Raw genomic sequence first — 15,847 nt, forward strand, 5'->3', positions numbered from 1 at the left:
GAGGTCAGCTTCGGCGCAGCGCGAAGTGCGCGCCGCAGAACGCCATCACGGCGCCGAGACACAGGGCGGCAAGCCCGGCGAGCACGCCCGAGACGGTCGGGATCGGACTCGGCGCCGACGCCGCCTGACCCGCTCCCGCAAGCAGGAGCACGCCGACCGCGATCAGGAATTGCCGCATCCGCTGCGGGATCTGTCCGGAGACGGCGCTCTGCATCAGGCTCGCGGTGAAGTAGCCGCCGGAGAAGCCGACGGTGGCGATCAGCCACCAGGCGATCGCCGCGCCCGCCGGAATGAACTCGTGCGTATCGGAGCGCCAGAGGCCGCCGAGGTCGAGACCGTAGCGCGCGCCCAGCATGTGCACCGCGAGCGCGAGCAACACACCGGAGATCATTGCGGCGCCGAGAATCAGGCGGCGCGGAAAAAAGGTCGTCTCAGCCATGCCTCGCTTGTAGGATGGCGGGGGGCGATCGCGCAAGCCGATCGCCGATGGGATCATTGATCGACATGCCCGGAGCTGAAGCTGGTTCGGCCACGAGCTACGCCTACAAGGCCTCGCTGATCGGCTCGGCGCATCGCTTCGAGCTGACCGAGCAGGGGCTGTCCTGGCACATCGCCGGCCGCTCCGGCCTGTGGCGCTATGACGAGATCTCGGCGATCCGGCTGTCGTTCCGCCCGGTGTCGATGCAGCAGCATCGCTTCCGCGCCGATATCAGCCGCGCTGGTGGCGGCCGCGTCGCGATCCTGTCGACGAGCTGGCAGACCGCGGCGCTGATGGCGCCGCAGGACAACGGCTTTCGTGATTTCCTGATCGAGCTGCATGCGCGGATGGCGAAGGCGGGCAGCCGCGCCGAATTGACCGCGGGGCTCGGCCGCAAGACCTATGCGGCCGTGCTCGCGTTCCTGGCCGTGCTCGCTGTGGCGATGGCGGGACTCCTGATCCGCGCGCTTCTGATCGGCGAATTCGCCGGCGTGCTGTTCATCCTCGGCTTCGCCGCGCTGTTCGCCTGGCAGGTCGGCGGCTTCGTGCGGCGCAACCGGCCGCACAGCTACAGCTTCGATCGCGTGCCGAGGGCGCTGCTGCCTTAGGTGCAATCGGTCGCAATCAAACGTGACTTCGCGTGCCGCCGCGAGCGTCGCATCTTGTGGACATGTCAGTCATGGACCGCAGTACCCGTCTGCCGACGGCAGACGAGATCGCCAGAATCAACCGCACGCATCTGATCGACACGCCGCTTCGGCCAGCCGACCTGCTGTTCGTGTTCGGTACCCGCGAGGACGTTGGCTTGCGTGTCGACACCGCCGCAAGGCTGTGGCGCGAGGGCCTGTTCCGCTGGTCGATTGTCAGCGGCGGGGTGACGCTTGGCTCGGAGCAATCGGAGTGCAGCATCATCAAGGCCGCAATGGTTGCGGCGGGCATTCCGGCGGACGTTATCCTGGAGGAGGATCGCGCGATGAACACGGGCGAGAACGTCATCTTCTCGCTTCCGATCATCGATGCGGCAATCGGACTGCAGAACATCCGCAGTGTGATCTGCCTCGGCAACACCTGGACCGCGCGGCGTTATCCGATGACGCTGCATCGACATTGGCCGGCGGTCGAGAAGATGCTGCTCACCGTCGATAGTTTCGCGACACCGCGTGCACTCTGGCATACCGACGTCGAATTTCGCCGCCGCATGCTGCACGAATGGGACAAGATCGAACCTTACAAGGCGAGGGGCTTCATCGCGGACTGGCCGCAGATCTGAGCTTTACTCCGTCGAATCGAAATCATCCTCCTTGGTGCCGAGCAGCGAGACGATGGTGCGCAGGCCGGAATCGAGCTGCTCGGGCGAGGGCGGGGCCAGCGCGAGCCGCACCGCATTCGGCGCATGACCGTGTGCGATCGCGAAGGTCGAGGACGGCGTCAGCGCGATGCCGCGCCTTGCTGCTGCGGCGACGAATGTCTGCGAGCGCCAGTGCGGCGGCAGCGTCAGCCAGAGATGATAGGAGCGCGGATCGGCGGCGAGCTGGTAGCCGGAGAGCAGCCTTGCGGCGGTCTGCTGGCGGCGCGCGGCATCGATGCGCTTCAGCCGGGTCAGCTCGGCGACGGTGCCGTCGGCCATCAGCCGCTGCCCGGCCGCGAGCGCATGGCCGGAGGCGATCCAGCCGCCGGTGCGCACCGCGCTCATCACACTCTCGCGCAGATGTGGCGGTGCGACGAGGATGCCGAGCGCGAGCCCCGGCGCGACCTTCTTGGACAGGCTGTCGAGCACGATGCAGCGGTCGGGGCCGAGCGCCGCCAGCGGCGTGTCGTCGGCGAGGAAGCCGTAGACGATGTCCTCGATGATGGTGAGATCGAGCTTCTCGGCGATGCGCATGATGTCGGCGCGCCGCGTCGCATTCATGGTGACGCCGAGCGGATTCTGAATGATGGGCTGCAGATACAGCGCCGACAAATGCGCCTCGCGATGGGCCTTCTGGATGGCGTCCGGCCGCGCGCCGAATTCGTCCATGGGGATCGGGACCAGCGTCACCCCGAGCCGCGCGGCGATGCTCTTGACGTAGGGATAGGTCAGCGCCTCGACGCCGCAGCGGCCGCCAGTGGGCACGAGCGCGGCAAGCGCGGCCGCGAGCGATTGCTTGCCGTTGGCGGTGAAGAAGATCTGCTCGGGCTGGGGCGCAAAATCCTTGCGCGCGAGATAGGCGGCAGCAGCCATGCGCGCGCTCTTGGTGCCGGTGCTGGTCGAAACCCGCAGCGCGGATTCCAGCGCATCGATGCGCTCGAGCCCGGCGAGGCTCTTGGCGATCATGGCCCATTGCTGCGGCAACAGCGGATAATTGACCTCGAGATTGATGCGCGCGTCGGCCGGCTCGCTCATGGTCTCGACTTCACGCCTGACGTCGCCGGAGATGAACGTGCCGCGCCCGACCTCGCCGACCACGAGGCCGCGGCGGAGCAATTCCGTATAAACGCGGCTCGCGGTCGAGACCGCGATGCCGCGGTCATAGGCAAAATTGCGCTGCGGCGGCAGCCGGTCGCCGGGCCTTAACGTGCCGTTAGTGATATCGGCCGCAATGGCATCGGCGAGCTTCACGTACTCGAACTTGGACATATTGCACCCAGAGCAATGTTTTGCTTGCTCCGAGGAGTGTACTGGAGCATTTAAGTTCCATCAAGTTCCGCGATTGAGCCGAGGGGAGCGAGAGCAATCCGACGGCAAATGAGGTGCAGGCGCCACAAGCGCCCGCGCCAACGGCACCTGCTTCGCCGCGCGGGACGAAAGGCCGGAGAAGAAGAATGACCACGATCTCGCAAACTGCCGGGCGGACTTTACGCCCAACCTCATCCAGCGGATTTTTCAGTGCCCTCGCCCTGCGCGTCACCGCGCTGTTCGACCGCCTCGAGCGCCGCTCCGCCGTCAAGACGCTGAACGAGCTCGACGACCGCGCCCTGCGCGACATCGGCATCACGCGCAGCCAAATCGAGGATGCCGTGTACGGGCAGTTCAAGGCCGAGCTGTCGCGGTATCTGTGATCTCCTTCGACTGCGCGTTCCTCGCGTGTCCCGGACGCGCTGCAGCGTGAAACGCTGCTGCGCAGAGCCGGGACCGAGCGACCGCACTCGCTGATGCATGGGCCCCGGCTCTGCAGCGCATCGTCGCACCGGACGATGCTTCGCATCGCCAGGGAGACGCTGCGCTGCGTCCGGGGCACGAGAGCGGTGCCTTCGTACACAGCTGCCCCAACGGCGTCATCGCGAGCGCAGCGAAGCAATCCAGAATCTTTCCGCAGAGGCAGTCTGGATTGCTTCGCTGCGCTCGCAATGACGGAGTGTGCTGCCCCTCAGTGCCTCACCACCAGTACCGAGCACTTGGCATAACGCACCACATGTCCGGCGTTGGAGCCGAGGAAATAGGTGCGCATCGCCGGCCGGTGCGAGGTCATCACGATCAAATCGGCCTTCATGTGCACGGCTTCCTCCAGGATCTCGTGATAGATGCCGCCCTGGCGCACCACGCTGGAAATGCGGGAAGGCTCGATGCCGGATTCGCGGGCGACGATGGCGAGGGCCTCCTCCGAGGTCTGGCGCTGCTGCTCGTCGAAATCGGCCGGAACGTATTCGGCCAGCATCACCGGCGTCATCGGCAGCACGTTGAGCAGGCGCACGGTGCCGCTCCAGGTCTGCGACAACGTCGCCGCGGTCGCGATCGCCGGCTTGGCGAGATCGGTGTCGGCGAGGTCGATGGGCACGAGGATGGACTTGAACATCTGCGCCTCCCTGTGAACCAGGCTGGATCAACCGGTCGAGACGGCGCCCGCGCGTCTCTAGCCCGATCGAAGCAGCTTGGGGCTGACGAACAGCACCAGCTTGCCGCGGCGGTAGGCCACGTCATCCCAATCCTTGACGTCAAAGTCGAAGATCGCAAGCCCCGCCGTGGGCAGGTTGTGGCCGAGTGCCTTGGCGCCATCAGGATCACCGCCGCCGATCAGCATCAGGGCGACCTCGTGCATGCCGGGATTGTGGCCGATCAGCAGCAACCGCATCGAATCGGCCGGGGCGGTTGCCGTGCGAATCGTTTCCAGGATCTGCGCGGGATCGGCGCCGTAGAGTTCCGGCAGGACCTCGACCTGCGGCGCCCGGACGCGGTCCTTCATTGCCTCCCAGGCGATGTCCCAGGTCTGCCGGGCCCGCACGGCATGGGACACCAATACAGTATCAGGGAAGGGCGGATGGGCGGCGATCCAGTCGCCCATCTGCGCGGCATCCTTGTGGCCGCGGTCGTCGAGCCGGCGGTCCTGGTCACGGCCGCTCGGTGCGTCCGTCTCGGTCTTGGCGTGACGCAGCAGCATCAAACGGCGCATGGCATTCTCGAATCGTTCCACGTCCAGGATAATCTACAGGCGCCGGTTGAGGACAAGGTGACAGGCGCCCGGTTGGTATGAAGCGCGCTGAGATTAGAACGAATCATCACCGCGCTTCAGGTTGTTATTTTGAGCATGATCTTACCGGAAAACCGCTGCACACTTTTCCGGATCATGCTCTAAGAAACGCTATGAGCGAGACTTTCACAAGCGTGTCCCAGGAAGAAGCCGGCTTTCGCGACCGCGTGCGGCTGTCGTTCGATCTCGATGCCGACATTTGTGTGATCGGGGCGGGGCTTGCCGGGCTTTCCATCGCGCTGGAAGCGGCCCGGCTCGGGGCCAGCGTCGCGGTGCTCGAGGGCCGGCATGTCGGCTGGAATGCCTCCGGCAACCAGCTCGGCACCGTGATGCCGGGCTTTGCGCTGCCGCTCGCGGACCTGATCGAGCGCATCGGCTTCGAGGACGCCCGCGAATTGTGGACGCTGTCGAAGCAGGGCGCCGAGTTCGTCCGGGCCAACGCCAGCGAAGAGAACATGCCGGGGATCGGCGTCAGCGACGGCGTGCTGGAGGTCTCCAACGTCGATGCCGGCGACCGGCTGATCAGCCGGTTGCAGATGCTGAACGAGGATTTCGACACCGAGGTCGAGGGCTGGCAGGTCGATCGCATGCGCGGTGCGCTCAAGACCGACCGTTACTTCCACGGCGTGTATTATCCGAAAGCGTTCCAGGTCGACGGCCGGAAATATGTGCACGGCCTTGCGGCGATGGCGCGGCGGGCAGGCGCCCGCATCTTCGAGGACACGCCGGTCGTCAGCATCGATCATTCCGGCATCCGCAAGCGCATCGTCACGCCGTCGGCACGGCTGCGCGCGAGCCACATCGTGCTCGCAGGCAACATTCATCTCGGCGCGCCGTTGAAGCGCCTGTCGGAGACGCTGCTGCCGGTCTGGCGCTATGCCGGCATCACCGCGCCGCTCGGCGAGCGCCTGCACGAGATCATCGCCTTCAAGGGATCGGTGATGGATTCCGACGGTGTCGACCATTTCCGGATCGTCGACGGCGACCGGCTGATGTGGGAGAGCCCGGAGACCACCTGGGCCGCGCGTCCGCAGCGCTTCGCCGGCGCCGTCAGGCGGCGGATCCGGACGATCTTTCCCGAGCTCGGCAATGTCGAGATCACCGACATGTTCGGCGGCGCCACCGGCCAGACCGTGCACGGCATGCCGCAGATCGGCCAGCTGCGTAAAGGCCTGTGGGTGGCGAGCGGGTTCGGCCGCCAGGGGATGAACACCTCGGCCATGGCCGGACAGATGATCGCGCGGAGCATCTTGTGGGGCGATGAGCGCTGGAAGTTGTTCTCGCCGTTCGAGCTGGTCTGGGCGGGCGGTGCCACGGGGCGCGTCGCGGGCCAGCTGGTCGGGATCTGGGGCAGGGCGAGCTCCGCCGCCGCAGGTGCGCTCGCCCGCTATCGCGAGCGCGCCAGGGTCAAGGACAGGGAACGCGAGGCCCGCCTCGCCGAAGCCAACCGCGCGGCCGGCACCGGCCCGCGCCGTGCGCCGCCCGGCGTGCGGCCGCGGCCGGCGCCATCGCCGAAAGCTGCGGTCGGGGCCGCGGAACCGGTCGTGCAGGACGACCGCGTCTCGCAATAAGTTGAGCGAAATTCCGCCCCAACGTGTAACGTCGGCCTCAGAAGCCCGTATCTCAGGGCGTGGACTTCCCGCGCACGGAGAATGACATGCTTGACCGCCGCATCCTGCTCACGACTGTCGCCGGCCTGTTCGGCCTTACGGCCTTCCGCTGGCTGAGAGGAACACCTGCCGAGGCCGGCGAGAAGGCCGCGCAAAAGTTCGAGATCACGAAGACGGAGGCCGAATGGCGGGCCCAGCTCACGCCGCAGCAATATGAGATCCTGCGCAACCACGGCACCGAGCGGCCCGGCTCCAGCCCGCTCTTGAAGGAGCACCGCAAGGGCATCTTCGCCTGCGCCGGCTGCGACCTGCCGCTGTTTGCGTCCGAGACCAAGTTCGAGAGCGGCACGGGCTGGCCGAGCTTCTATGCGCCGATCGAGGGCAATGTCGGCAAGACCGAGGACCGTACCTACGGCATGGTCCGTACCGAGGTGCATTGCCGGCGCTGCGGCGGCCATCTCGGCCATGTCTTCGACGACGGCCCGAAGCCGACCGGATTGCGCTATTGCATCGATGGTTTCGGGCTGGTCTTCCACCCGGCCGCGGCGTCGGCGACGTAAGGGAGTCCCGGCAATTGTTGCCGGTCCCGGCAAATGTGCCCCGGTCATCGGGCCGGGGCCTTTTCATTAAGTCATTGATTTCCTGAAGATACCAGCATTGGCATAGGCCTTGCGACGTCTCTTTCCGATTGCGGCCATGGTCGACCGGCCGCCGAGATCGGATTTGGAGACAAAGTTATGGGTATCTTCGATGCAATGAACACCTCGGTGGGTGGCCTGCAGGCGCAGTCCTTCGCGCTGCAGAACATTTCCGGCAACATCGCGAACTCATCCACCACCGGTTACAAGGGCATCGGCACCAGCTTCGTCGACCTCATTCCGGACTCCTCGGTCCCAAGCAAGCAGGTCGCAGGCGGCGTGACGGCCAACGCCAAGGCCACCATCACCACGCAGGGCACGATCTCGTCCTCCAGCGTCGCCACCAACATGGCGATCACCGGCGACGGCTTCTTCTCGATCCAGAAGGCGAGCGGCGTGGTCGACAATGTGCCTGTCTTCACCGGCGTCACCTACTACACGCGGCGTGGCGACTTCCAGCTCAATGCCAATGGCAACCTGGTCAACGGCGCCGGCTATTACCTGATGGGCGTCACGGTCGACCCGAAGACCGGCAACCCGACCGGCAGCGTGGCGAACGTCCTGCAATTCCAGAACAACTTCATTCCGGCGCAGGCGACCACCTCGATCCAGTACGCGGCCAACCTGCCGACCCAGCCGAACACGGTGGCGAAAACCACCGCCGCGACCGGCACGCTGCTGGCGGCCGGTGGCTTGAACCCGTCCGATTTCGCAGCCAACCCGCTGCCGGTCGGCACGCCGCCGGCGCCCTATACCAACGCAACGGTGTCAGGCGCGGCTGCAACCGGCAACATCCGCTCGGCCTACACGTCGACGACGGCAACGGGCACGGTGGCGCTCCAGAACAATTCGTCCGCCGTGGCTTCCACCACCACCTCGCTCGACAACACGGTCGGCACCCATCTTGCTTCCAGCATCCTCACCGCGCTGAGCGGGCAGGTGCTGACCGTCAATGGCAACACCGTCACCTTCAACGGCGGCACGACCGTCTCGACGGTCGGCAACAACACCACGATCGGTCTCGGCGCGGGCACGACGGCCACGGTGGCGGACATCCTGAACGCGATCCAGACCGCCGGCGGCGCCGGCGTCACCGCCTCGCTCAATGCCAGCGGCAACATCCAGATCGCGACCGGCACCGGCACCGACGTCGCAGTCGGCAGCGGCACGGCCGCCACCGCGCTCGGCATCAGCAGCGTGACGCGTGGCGGCAACGTGCTGTCCTCGCCGGCGATCTCAGGTGCGACGGTGCTGAGCGGCAGCGCGACGGCCGGCGGCGCCCAGGTGCTCACATCCGGCTTCTCCGCCGGCGACACCATCACCGTCAATGGCCAGACACTGACCTTCGTATCGCCGCCGACGGTGCCCAGCGCCACTCAGATACTCACCACCGACAACGTCACGACCTTGCTCGGCAAGATCGACGCGCTCTCCGGCGCTTCGGGGTCGTCGGTCAGCAGCGGCGGCGTGATCACGCTGAACACCGGCACCGTCTCCAACCTTTCGGTGTCCAGCTCCAACAGTGCTGCCTTCTCCGCGCTCGGCTTCACCTCGACCATCACCAAGAACCGCGACGGTGGCGGCACCGCCGGCACCGGCGGCGTGATCGGTAACGACATCGGCACCTTCACCAAGGAATCGATCAGCGGCGGCGCCGTGACGGCCTACAACGCCGCCGGCACGCCGGTGAACCTGCAATTGCGCTGGGCCAAGACCGACAGTGCCTCGCTGGGCGCGGGCCATTCGGATAGCTGGAACCTGTTCTACCAGACCGACCCGAACGCCACCGGCACCACGGTCGGCTGGGTCAACACCGGCCAGACCTTCACCTTCGCCGCCGACGGCTCGCTGACCTCGCCGAGCGGCTCGGGCATTACGATCAACAACGTCACGGTCAGCGGCCAGTCGCTCGGCTCGGTCGCCTTCAACATCTCCTCGGGCGGGCTGACGCAATATGCCAGCACCAGCGGCGCGGTGACCATCAACACCATCACCCAGAACGGCTATTCCGCCGGTCAGCTGCGCTCGGTCGCCGTCAACAACAATGGCGTCGTGGTCGGGACCTTCTCCAACGGCCAGAACCTCAACCTCGCCCAGGTGCAGCTGTCGCATTTCAACGGCACCAACTACCTCAAGGCGATGGACGGCGGCGCTTATGCCGCGACCGAACAGTCGGGAGACGCCATCGACGGCGCCTCGGGCACCATCAGCGGCTCGTCGCTGGAGGGCTCCAACACCGACATCGCCGACGAATTCACCAAGCTGATCGTGACCCAGCAGGCCTATTCGGCCAACACCAAGGTGATCACGACCGCGAATTCGATGGTGCAGGATCTCCTCAACGTGTTGCGCTGATCGGCGCGTGACGTAACCAAAGGCGGGCCAGTGATATGGGTTTGAGTTCAGCCCTCGCCAGTGCGATGAGCGGTCTGCGCGCCAACCAGGCCGCGCTCTCGATCGTCTCCTCGAACGTCGCCAATGCGCAGACGCCGGGTTACGTCGTCCAGACGCCGAACCAGATCGAGGTCACCACCGGCGATTTCGGCTCGACGGCGATGACGACCGGCGTCAGCCGCGAGCTCGACGCCTATGTGCTGAACCAGCTGCGCACCGAGACCGGCGGCAGCGGTTACGCCGACCAGATGGCCAACATCCTGAAGCAGCTTCAGAATGTCTATGGCACGCCCGGCAACAGCGGCACGCTCGAAGCCGCGCTGAACAAATTCACCACGGCGCTGCAGGCGCTGTCGACCAGCTCGGGGGCGTCGTCGGCGCAAACCGTCGCGCTCGGTGCGGCGCAGGCGCTTGCGACGCAGCTCAACGTCACCACCAAGGGCATCCAGTCGCTGCGCTCCAACGTCGAGCAGGACCTCGGCAACTCGGCACGGGCCGCCAACGCGGCGATGCAGCAGATCGCCGACATCAACACCAAGCTCCAGGGCCTGTCGCCCAATGATCCCTCGGCCGCCACGCTGATGGACCAGCGTGACCAGGCCATCAACACGCTGTCGAAATATGTCGACGTCCGCGTCACCACCGACGGCTCGAACCAGACCAACATCTATACCACGACCGGCATTCAGCTGGTCGGCGCGGGGCTCGCCTCGGAGTTCTCCTTTGCCTCGGCCGGCGCGCTGTCGGCGACCTCGCTCTACAACATCGACCCCACCAAGTCCGGCGTCGGCGCGCTCAACATCAAGCTGCCGAACGGCTCGCAAGTGGACGTTGTCGCCAACAACGTGGTTTCGTCGGGGCAGATTGCGGCCGATCTGAAGCTGCGCGACGAGACGCTGGTGCAGGCGCAGAACCAGATCGACCAGCTCGCCGCCACGATGGCGAGCGCATTGTCCGACAAGACCACGGCCGGCAGCACCGTCTCCGGCCCGCCGGCCGGTTTCGACCTGGAGCTTGCCGGCGCGCTGCCGGGCAACACCGTCAACATCACCTACACCGACACGGCCACCAACACGCAGCGCCAGATCACGCTGGTCAACGTGACCGACCCGGCGGCGCTGCCGCTCCAGAACGCGACGAACGCCAACCCGATGCGGATCGGCGTCAACTTCGCCGGCGGCATGAATGCGATCGCGTCCGCGCTGAACACTGCGCTGTCAGGCACGCATCTGTCGTTCTCCGCAGCCCCGTCACCGGCGACCGCGACGACGTTGCGGGTGACCGACGACAACACCGGCCTTGCCAAGGTCAACTCGGCCTCGACCACCAAGACGATCTCGTCGCTGACCTCGGGCAATCCGCAGCTGCCGCTGTTCACCGACGGCGGGCAGGCGCTCTACACCGGCGCGATCACGGCATCGGGCTCGCAGATGACCGGCCTTGCCGGCCGCATCGCCGTCAACACGCAGCTGGTCGCCGACCCGACCAGGATGTCGGTCTACAACACCTCGCCGGTGACGCCCGCGGGCGACACCACGCGTTCGGACTATCTCTATTCGCAGCTCACCAGTACGGTGTTCTCCTATTCGCCGCAGAGCGGCCTCGGCTCGGCGACCCAGCCCTTCACCGGCAGCGTCTCGAACTTCCTCCAGCAGTTCCTAAGCGTGCAGGCCAACGCCGCGACCCAGGCGACCCAGCTCCAGCAGGGCCAGAGCGTGGTGGTCTCGACGCTTCAGGCCAAGTTCGACTCGACCTCCAAGGTCAATCTGGACGCGGAGATGTCGAACCTGATCCAGCTGCAGAACGCCTACGCCGCCAACGCCCACGTCATGTCGGTGGTGCAGAGCATGATGAACACGTTGATCCAGGCTCAATTGTAAGCAGTAACAGGGCTCTGAAACATGTCGATCAGCAGCATCAACTACTCCTCGTCGGTTCTCGGCGCGCAGATCCGCAACATCAATCAGCAGCTCACCGATTTGTCGACGCAGCTTTCGACCGGCAAGCTGTCGCAGAACTATTCCGGCATGGGCACCAACGAGGGCTTTGCCATCGCGGGACGCGCGCAGCTCTCCAACATCGCCGCCTATACCGACACGATCACCAACGTCAACGTCAGCATCAACCTCGCCAACACCGCGCTGCAATCGCTGACCAAGATCCGCAGCACGGTGCAGACGGGTTCGGCCAACACCGCGCAGGATCTCAACGTCAACGGCCAGACGATTGCGCAGAACACCGCGGCGGCCCAGTTCGGCTCGATGGTCGGCGTCCTCAACACGCAGACCGGCAACCGCTATCTGTTCTCCGGAACAGCCGTCAACACCCAGTCGGTGGCCAATGCCGGCGACATCATCAACGGCACCACGACACAGGCCGGCTTCAAGACCGTCATGGCCGAGCGCCAGGCCGCGGACTTAGGGGCCAGCGGCATGGGCCGCCTGGTGCAGACGCAGCCGACGGCAAGCTCGGTGCAGGTGTCGGAAGACGTCGCCGGATCGCCGTTCGGCCTCAAGATCAAGGCGGTGTCCTCGACGCTGACTGGCGCGACCGTCACCGGCCCGAGCGGCTCGCCGGTGTCGTTCTCGGTCGATCTCAATGGCGTCAATCCGAACAACGGCGACAAGCTCAGCATTCAGTTCACCCTGCCGGACGGCACGACCGAGCAGATCGACCTGACGGCGTCCTCGGCGACGCCGACGCCGCTCGGCAGCTTCGCGATCGATGCGAGCACGCCCGTCAACCCGAACAACACCGCCGCGAACCTCAACACGGCGCTGAACACCGCGATTCAGAAACTCGCCAACACTTCGCTGGTGGCGGCATCGGCGGTCGTCGCGGGCGACAACTTCTTCAACACTGCGAGCTCTGCGATCGGGACCCCCGTCAACAACCAGGCGGCGCCGGCGGCCCCGGTCACCGGCGCGACGGCGTTATCGGGCGCGAGCCCCTCGGACTCGATTTCGCCGGGCTTCGTCGCGGGCGATACCATCACCGTCAACGGCACCACGCTGACCTTCGTGGCCTCGGGCGCGACCGGCAACCAGCTCAACGTCACCGACAGCATCCAGGCCCTGCTGACCAAGATCGACGCGATCACCGGAACATCAAAGCCCTCGACGGTCCACGGCGGCTCGATCACGATCAATACCGACGATGCGGCGAGCCTCAACATCACGACGTCGAACACCGGCGCGCTGAGCGCGCTCGGGTTCGCCGCGACGCCGGTGACCGCCACGCAGCCGCCGCTGCGTGTCGGCTCCTCGCCGGCGAGCTCGGCGACCACGCTGGTGAACGGCTCGGCCAATACGGTGAAATGGTATTTGGGCAATGACGGGCCCGGCTCGCCGCGCTCGACCGCGATGGCGCGGGTCGACGATGCCGTGACGGTGCAATATGGCGCCCAGGCGAATGAGGATGCGATCCGCCGCCAATTGCAGGCAATCGCGGTGTTCGGCACCTTCTCGACCTCGCCGACGGGACAATATTCGGGCGGGCAGGTCTCGGCGCTGAGTCTGCGGGTGACCCAGGCGCTGACCCAGCAGCCCGGACAGCAGCGCATCGAGGACATCCAGACCGACATCGCGATGGCCCAGAACACGATGAAGGACGCGAGCACGCGCCAGACCCAGGCCAAGGCGCAGCTCCAGACCATCATCGACCAGGCGGAATCGGCTTCCCCCGACCAGGTCGCGAGCGAGATCCTGGCGCTGCAGAACGCCCTGCAGGCGTCCTACCAGGTGACCTCGAACCTGGCGCAGCTCTCGCTCGTCAAGTTCCTGTAAGGAGGCGTTAACACGCCGTTAACCAGGCCTGTTTACCTCTTGGTGAGGATTGCAGCGGGGGCTGAGCGGTCGATGTCGGACAAGATGCAGCTGGTGGTCGCGACGCCTTGCTTCGGCGGGCAGGTATCGAGCATCTATGCGAGCTCGATCTTCGCTTTGCAGCGGGCCGTGCACGGCATGTCCAATCTCGAGCTCAAGGTTCTCCTGCGCGACGGCGACGCGCTGATCACGCGGGCGCGGGCCAACCTGGTCGCGATGTTCCTGGATGATCCCAAGGCGACGCATTTCCTGTTCATCGATGCCGATATCGGCTTCAAGCCGGAGCAGGTGTTCCGGCTGATCGAATGCGGCGCGGATGTCGTCGCCGGCTGCTATCCGATCAAGCGGGTCAACTGGGACAAGGCCGCGCGTGCGATCCAGTCGGGTCGGGCCGACGTGCCGGCGGCCTCGCTCGACTACGTGCTCGAGATCGAGGACCCCGACCGCATCGTGGTGGTCAACGGATTCACCCGCGTGCGCTATGCCGGCACCGGCTTCCTGATGATCCGGCGTCATGTCCTGGAAGCGATGTGCCGCCACCCGGACTACGCGAACCTTCGGTTCTTCCGAGAGCATTCGCATGATGCGCTGGCGGCGAGCCAGAACCGGTTCGCGCTGTTCGAATGCATGATCGATCCGGCGACCGGCACGTATCTGTCCGAGGACTTCGCCTTCTGCAAGCGCTGGACCGACATCGGCGGCGAGATCTGGGCCGACATTCAGAGCCCGCTCGACCACGTCGGGCCGTCGGTGTTCCACGGCGACATCGCCTCGCAATTCACAGCCGCGCCTGCGGCGGCGGCCGATGCCGCGGCGTGAGCCCTTCGGGATGAGCGGCGGCGCATCCGCTCGGTCGGAGATGCAACGCGCCGCCGCTGGCGGTTCGCGCTATCGCCTGCGCGATCTCTTCACGCCCCTCGACACGCTGCTCGTGTCCGGCGGAGATCCGCGCCTGGCGCTCGATCCCAGCGATCGAGCCAACGCCTATGGCTGCGCGGCTTCACCGGAGCCGGAGGTCTGGAATTTCGCCTCCTCGACTGCCTCGACGATCTCGCAGGCGGCCTATGACCGCGCCGCGCTGGCGCGCGAGGAGCTGATGCACAAGTGCCTGTTCGACGAGGTCGAGGTCGCTTTCGATGCACGCTGCGAGGACCTGCGCGACGAGCTGCGCGGCCATCTCCAGCTCTCGCCGCGCGTCGATGTGGTGTTCTCGCCGTCCGGCACGGACTCCCAGCTTCACGCCCTGTTCCTGGCGCGCACCATGCTCGGCGCGCGGCCGGTGACGATCGTGGTCGGCGCCGACCAGACCGGGAGCGGCACGACCCATACCGCGCGTGGACATCATTTCAGCGGCCTGACGGCGAGCGGCTTTGCGGTTCGCAAGGACGCCGCGGTGGCGGGGCTGGCCGGCGCCAGCATCTCGCTGCCGTTGCGCGCGCCGGGGGCCGGGATCGCGATGCGCACGGACGCCGATGAGGCGGTGCTGCATGCGGTCGAGGCCACCATCGCGCAAGGCGCGCCCGTGCTGCTCCAGATCATGGATTCCTCGAAGCTCGGATGGCGTGCACCGAGCGCGGCCTGCCTCGACGAGATCGCGCGGCGCTGGCCGCGCAAGGTCCAGATCGTCGTCGACGCCTGCCAGGCCAGGCTCGGCCGCCGGCGGCTGCGCTCTTATCTCGACCGCGGCTATATGGTGCTGATCACCGGCTCCAAATTCTTCGGCGGACCTGCCTTCAGCGGTGCGTTGCTGGTGCCGAAGGGCCTGTCGCGGTCGCTCGACCGCATCGAGGGGATCGCGCCTGGAATCTTCGATTACGCTGGCCGCTGCGATTGGCCGATGGCCTGGATGGCGCTGCGTTCGCGCTTCGAGCGCCGCCCGAATTTCGGTCAATGGCTGCGCTGGGAGGCGGCGCTGGCCGAGATCGGCAGCTACTACGCTGTGCCCGGCGCTTTCCGCGCCGGGATGCTCGCCGAGCTCGCTGCCGGCATCGACAGCATGATCGCATTGTCGCCGTCGTTGCGCTCTGTTCCAGCCGCGACCGACGTGGCCGGCATCGACGATGAGGAATTCGTGCAACCCACCATCTTTCCGTTCACGCTGCTGCGCGACGGCAAGCCGGTTTCTATTGCCGAGACCACGGGCGTTCACCGCGCGCTGGCGCGTGACGTCAGCGCAGAGATCAGCGGCAGCGCGGAGGACCGTCAGGTCGCCGCACAGCGCTGCCTGATCGGCCAGCCGGTGCGACTGGAGCGGCAGGACGAGACGCCGCAGGCGGTGCTGCGCCTCTGCGTCGGCGCGCGGCTCGTGATCGAGGCCTGGTCGCCGGACAGGGCGGAGACGCAACGCAACGTGCAGCACCTCCTCGACCAGATCGCCCACGTCCTGGTGAAGATCGAGCTGCTGCTCGCCGGTGGCGCAGCCGCTTCCGTGCCGGTAAAGTCCGCGTTCGAGGTGTGA

The 15,847-nt window shown here is 66.3% G+C and carries 14 protein-coding genes; 10 read left to right on the forward strand and 4 right to left on the reverse strand.

Features of this window, described 5'->3' with window-relative positions; genetic code table 11:
- Positions 1 to 4: 4 nt before the first annotated feature.
- Positions 5 to 439: a hypothetical protein gene (locus tag ACNJYD_RS13485; protein ID WP_172785254.1), complete on the reverse strand. Its 435-nt coding sequence runs from the start codon at positions 437 to 439 to the stop codon at positions 5 to 7.
- A 47-nt stretch (positions 440 to 486) separates the two neighbouring features.
- On the opposite strand from ACNJYD_RS13485, the gene ACNJYD_RS13490 reads away from it, so the two are divergent.
- Both ACNJYD_RS13490 and ACNJYD_RS13495 read left to right on the forward strand, forming a co-directional pair.
- Complete coding sequence (locus tag ACNJYD_RS13490) at positions 487 to 1,086, forward strand: hypothetical protein (protein WP_246572064.1); 600 nt, start codon at positions 487 to 489, stop codon at positions 1,084 to 1,086.
- A gap of 62 nt (positions 1,087 to 1,148) precedes the next feature.
- Positions 1,149 to 1,748 (forward strand): YdcF family protein, encoded by a 600-nt coding sequence (locus ACNJYD_RS13495; protein WP_212260274.1) that lies wholly within the window; start codon positions 1,149 to 1,151, stop codon positions 1,746 to 1,748.
- Between the two features lie 3 nt (positions 1,749 to 1,751).
- On the opposite strand, the gene ACNJYD_RS13500 is transcribed toward ACNJYD_RS13495, so the two are convergent.
- Positions 1,752 to 3,095, reverse strand: coding sequence for a PLP-dependent aminotransferase family protein (locus ACNJYD_RS13500; RefSeq protein ID WP_212260275.1), 1,344 nt, complete (start codon positions 3,093 to 3,095; stop codon positions 1,752 to 1,754).
- 185 nt (positions 3,096 to 3,280) lie between these two features.
- On the opposite strand from ACNJYD_RS13500, the gene ACNJYD_RS13505 reads away from it, so the two are divergent.
- Positions 3,281 to 3,517 (forward strand): DUF1127 domain-containing protein, encoded by a 237-nt coding sequence (locus ACNJYD_RS13505; protein ID WP_260379936.1) that lies wholly within the window; start codon positions 3,281 to 3,283, stop codon positions 3,515 to 3,517.
- A 308-nt stretch (positions 3,518 to 3,825) separates the two neighbouring features.
- Here the strand turns inward: ACNJYD_RS13505 and ACNJYD_RS13510 are convergent, their stop codons facing one another.
- Both ACNJYD_RS13510 and ACNJYD_RS13515 read right to left on the reverse strand, forming a co-directional pair.
- Positions 3,826 to 4,251 carry a universal stress protein gene (locus ACNJYD_RS13510; RefSeq protein WP_130218328.1) on the reverse strand — a complete coding sequence of 142 codons (426 nt, stop codon included), beginning with the start codon at positions 4,249 to 4,251 and terminating at the stop codon, positions 3,826 to 3,828.
- 57 nt (positions 4,252 to 4,308) lie between these two features.
- Entirely contained in the window at positions 4,309 to 4,845 is a 537-nt protein-coding gene (locus ACNJYD_RS13515) for a SixA phosphatase family protein (RefSeq protein ID WP_439366629.1), read from the reverse strand.
- 191 nt (positions 4,846 to 5,036) lie between these two features.
- Between ACNJYD_RS13515 and ACNJYD_RS13520 the strand changes: the two genes are divergently transcribed.
- The 7 genes from ACNJYD_RS13520 (at position 5,037) to ACNJYD_RS13550 (ending at position 15,847) form a co-directional block, all read left to right on the forward strand.
- Entirely contained in the window at positions 5,037 to 6,494 is a 1,458-nt protein-coding gene (locus tag ACNJYD_RS13520; RefSeq protein WP_439366631.1) for an FAD-dependent oxidoreductase, read from the forward strand.
- Between the two features lie 86 nt (positions 6,495 to 6,580).
- A complete protein-coding gene (gene msrB, locus ACNJYD_RS13525; protein WP_172785248.1) occupies positions 6,581 to 7,093 on the forward strand; it encodes a peptide-methionine (R)-S-oxide reductase MsrB in 513 nt (170 codons plus the stop codon).
- Between the two features lie 177 nt (positions 7,094 to 7,270).
- On the forward strand, positions 7,271 to 9,526 hold the full coding sequence (locus ACNJYD_RS13530) for a flagellar hook-basal body complex protein (RefSeq protein ID WP_172785247.1): 2,256 nt from the start codon (positions 7,271 to 7,273) through the stop codon (positions 9,524 to 9,526).
- A 35-nt stretch (positions 9,527 to 9,561) separates the two neighbouring features.
- Positions 9,562 to 11,445: a flagellar hook-associated protein FlgK gene (flgK, locus tag ACNJYD_RS13535; RefSeq protein WP_439366632.1), complete on the forward strand. Its 1,884-nt coding sequence runs from the start codon at positions 9,562 to 9,564 to the stop codon at positions 11,443 to 11,445.
- A 21-nt stretch (positions 11,446 to 11,466) separates the two neighbouring features.
- On the forward strand, positions 11,467 to 13,350 hold the full coding sequence (locus ACNJYD_RS13540) for a flagellar protein (protein ID WP_212260285.1): 1,884 nt from the start codon (positions 11,467 to 11,469) through the stop codon (positions 13,348 to 13,350).
- Between the two features lie 72 nt (positions 13,351 to 13,422).
- Positions 13,423 to 14,208, forward strand: a complete 786-nt coding sequence (locus tag ACNJYD_RS13545; protein ID WP_212260287.1) for a hypothetical protein — start codon at positions 13,423 to 13,425, stop codon at positions 14,206 to 14,208.
- A 10-nt stretch (positions 14,209 to 14,218) separates the two neighbouring features.
- A complete protein-coding gene (locus ACNJYD_RS13550; protein ID WP_439366634.1) occupies positions 14,219 to 15,847 on the forward strand; it encodes a hypothetical protein in 1,629 nt (542 codons plus the stop codon).

The organism is Bradyrhizobium sp. SPXBL-02 (assembly GCF_051853065.1).
Classification (GTDB): Bacteria; Pseudomonadota; Alphaproteobacteria; order Rhizobiales; family Xanthobacteraceae; genus Bradyrhizobium.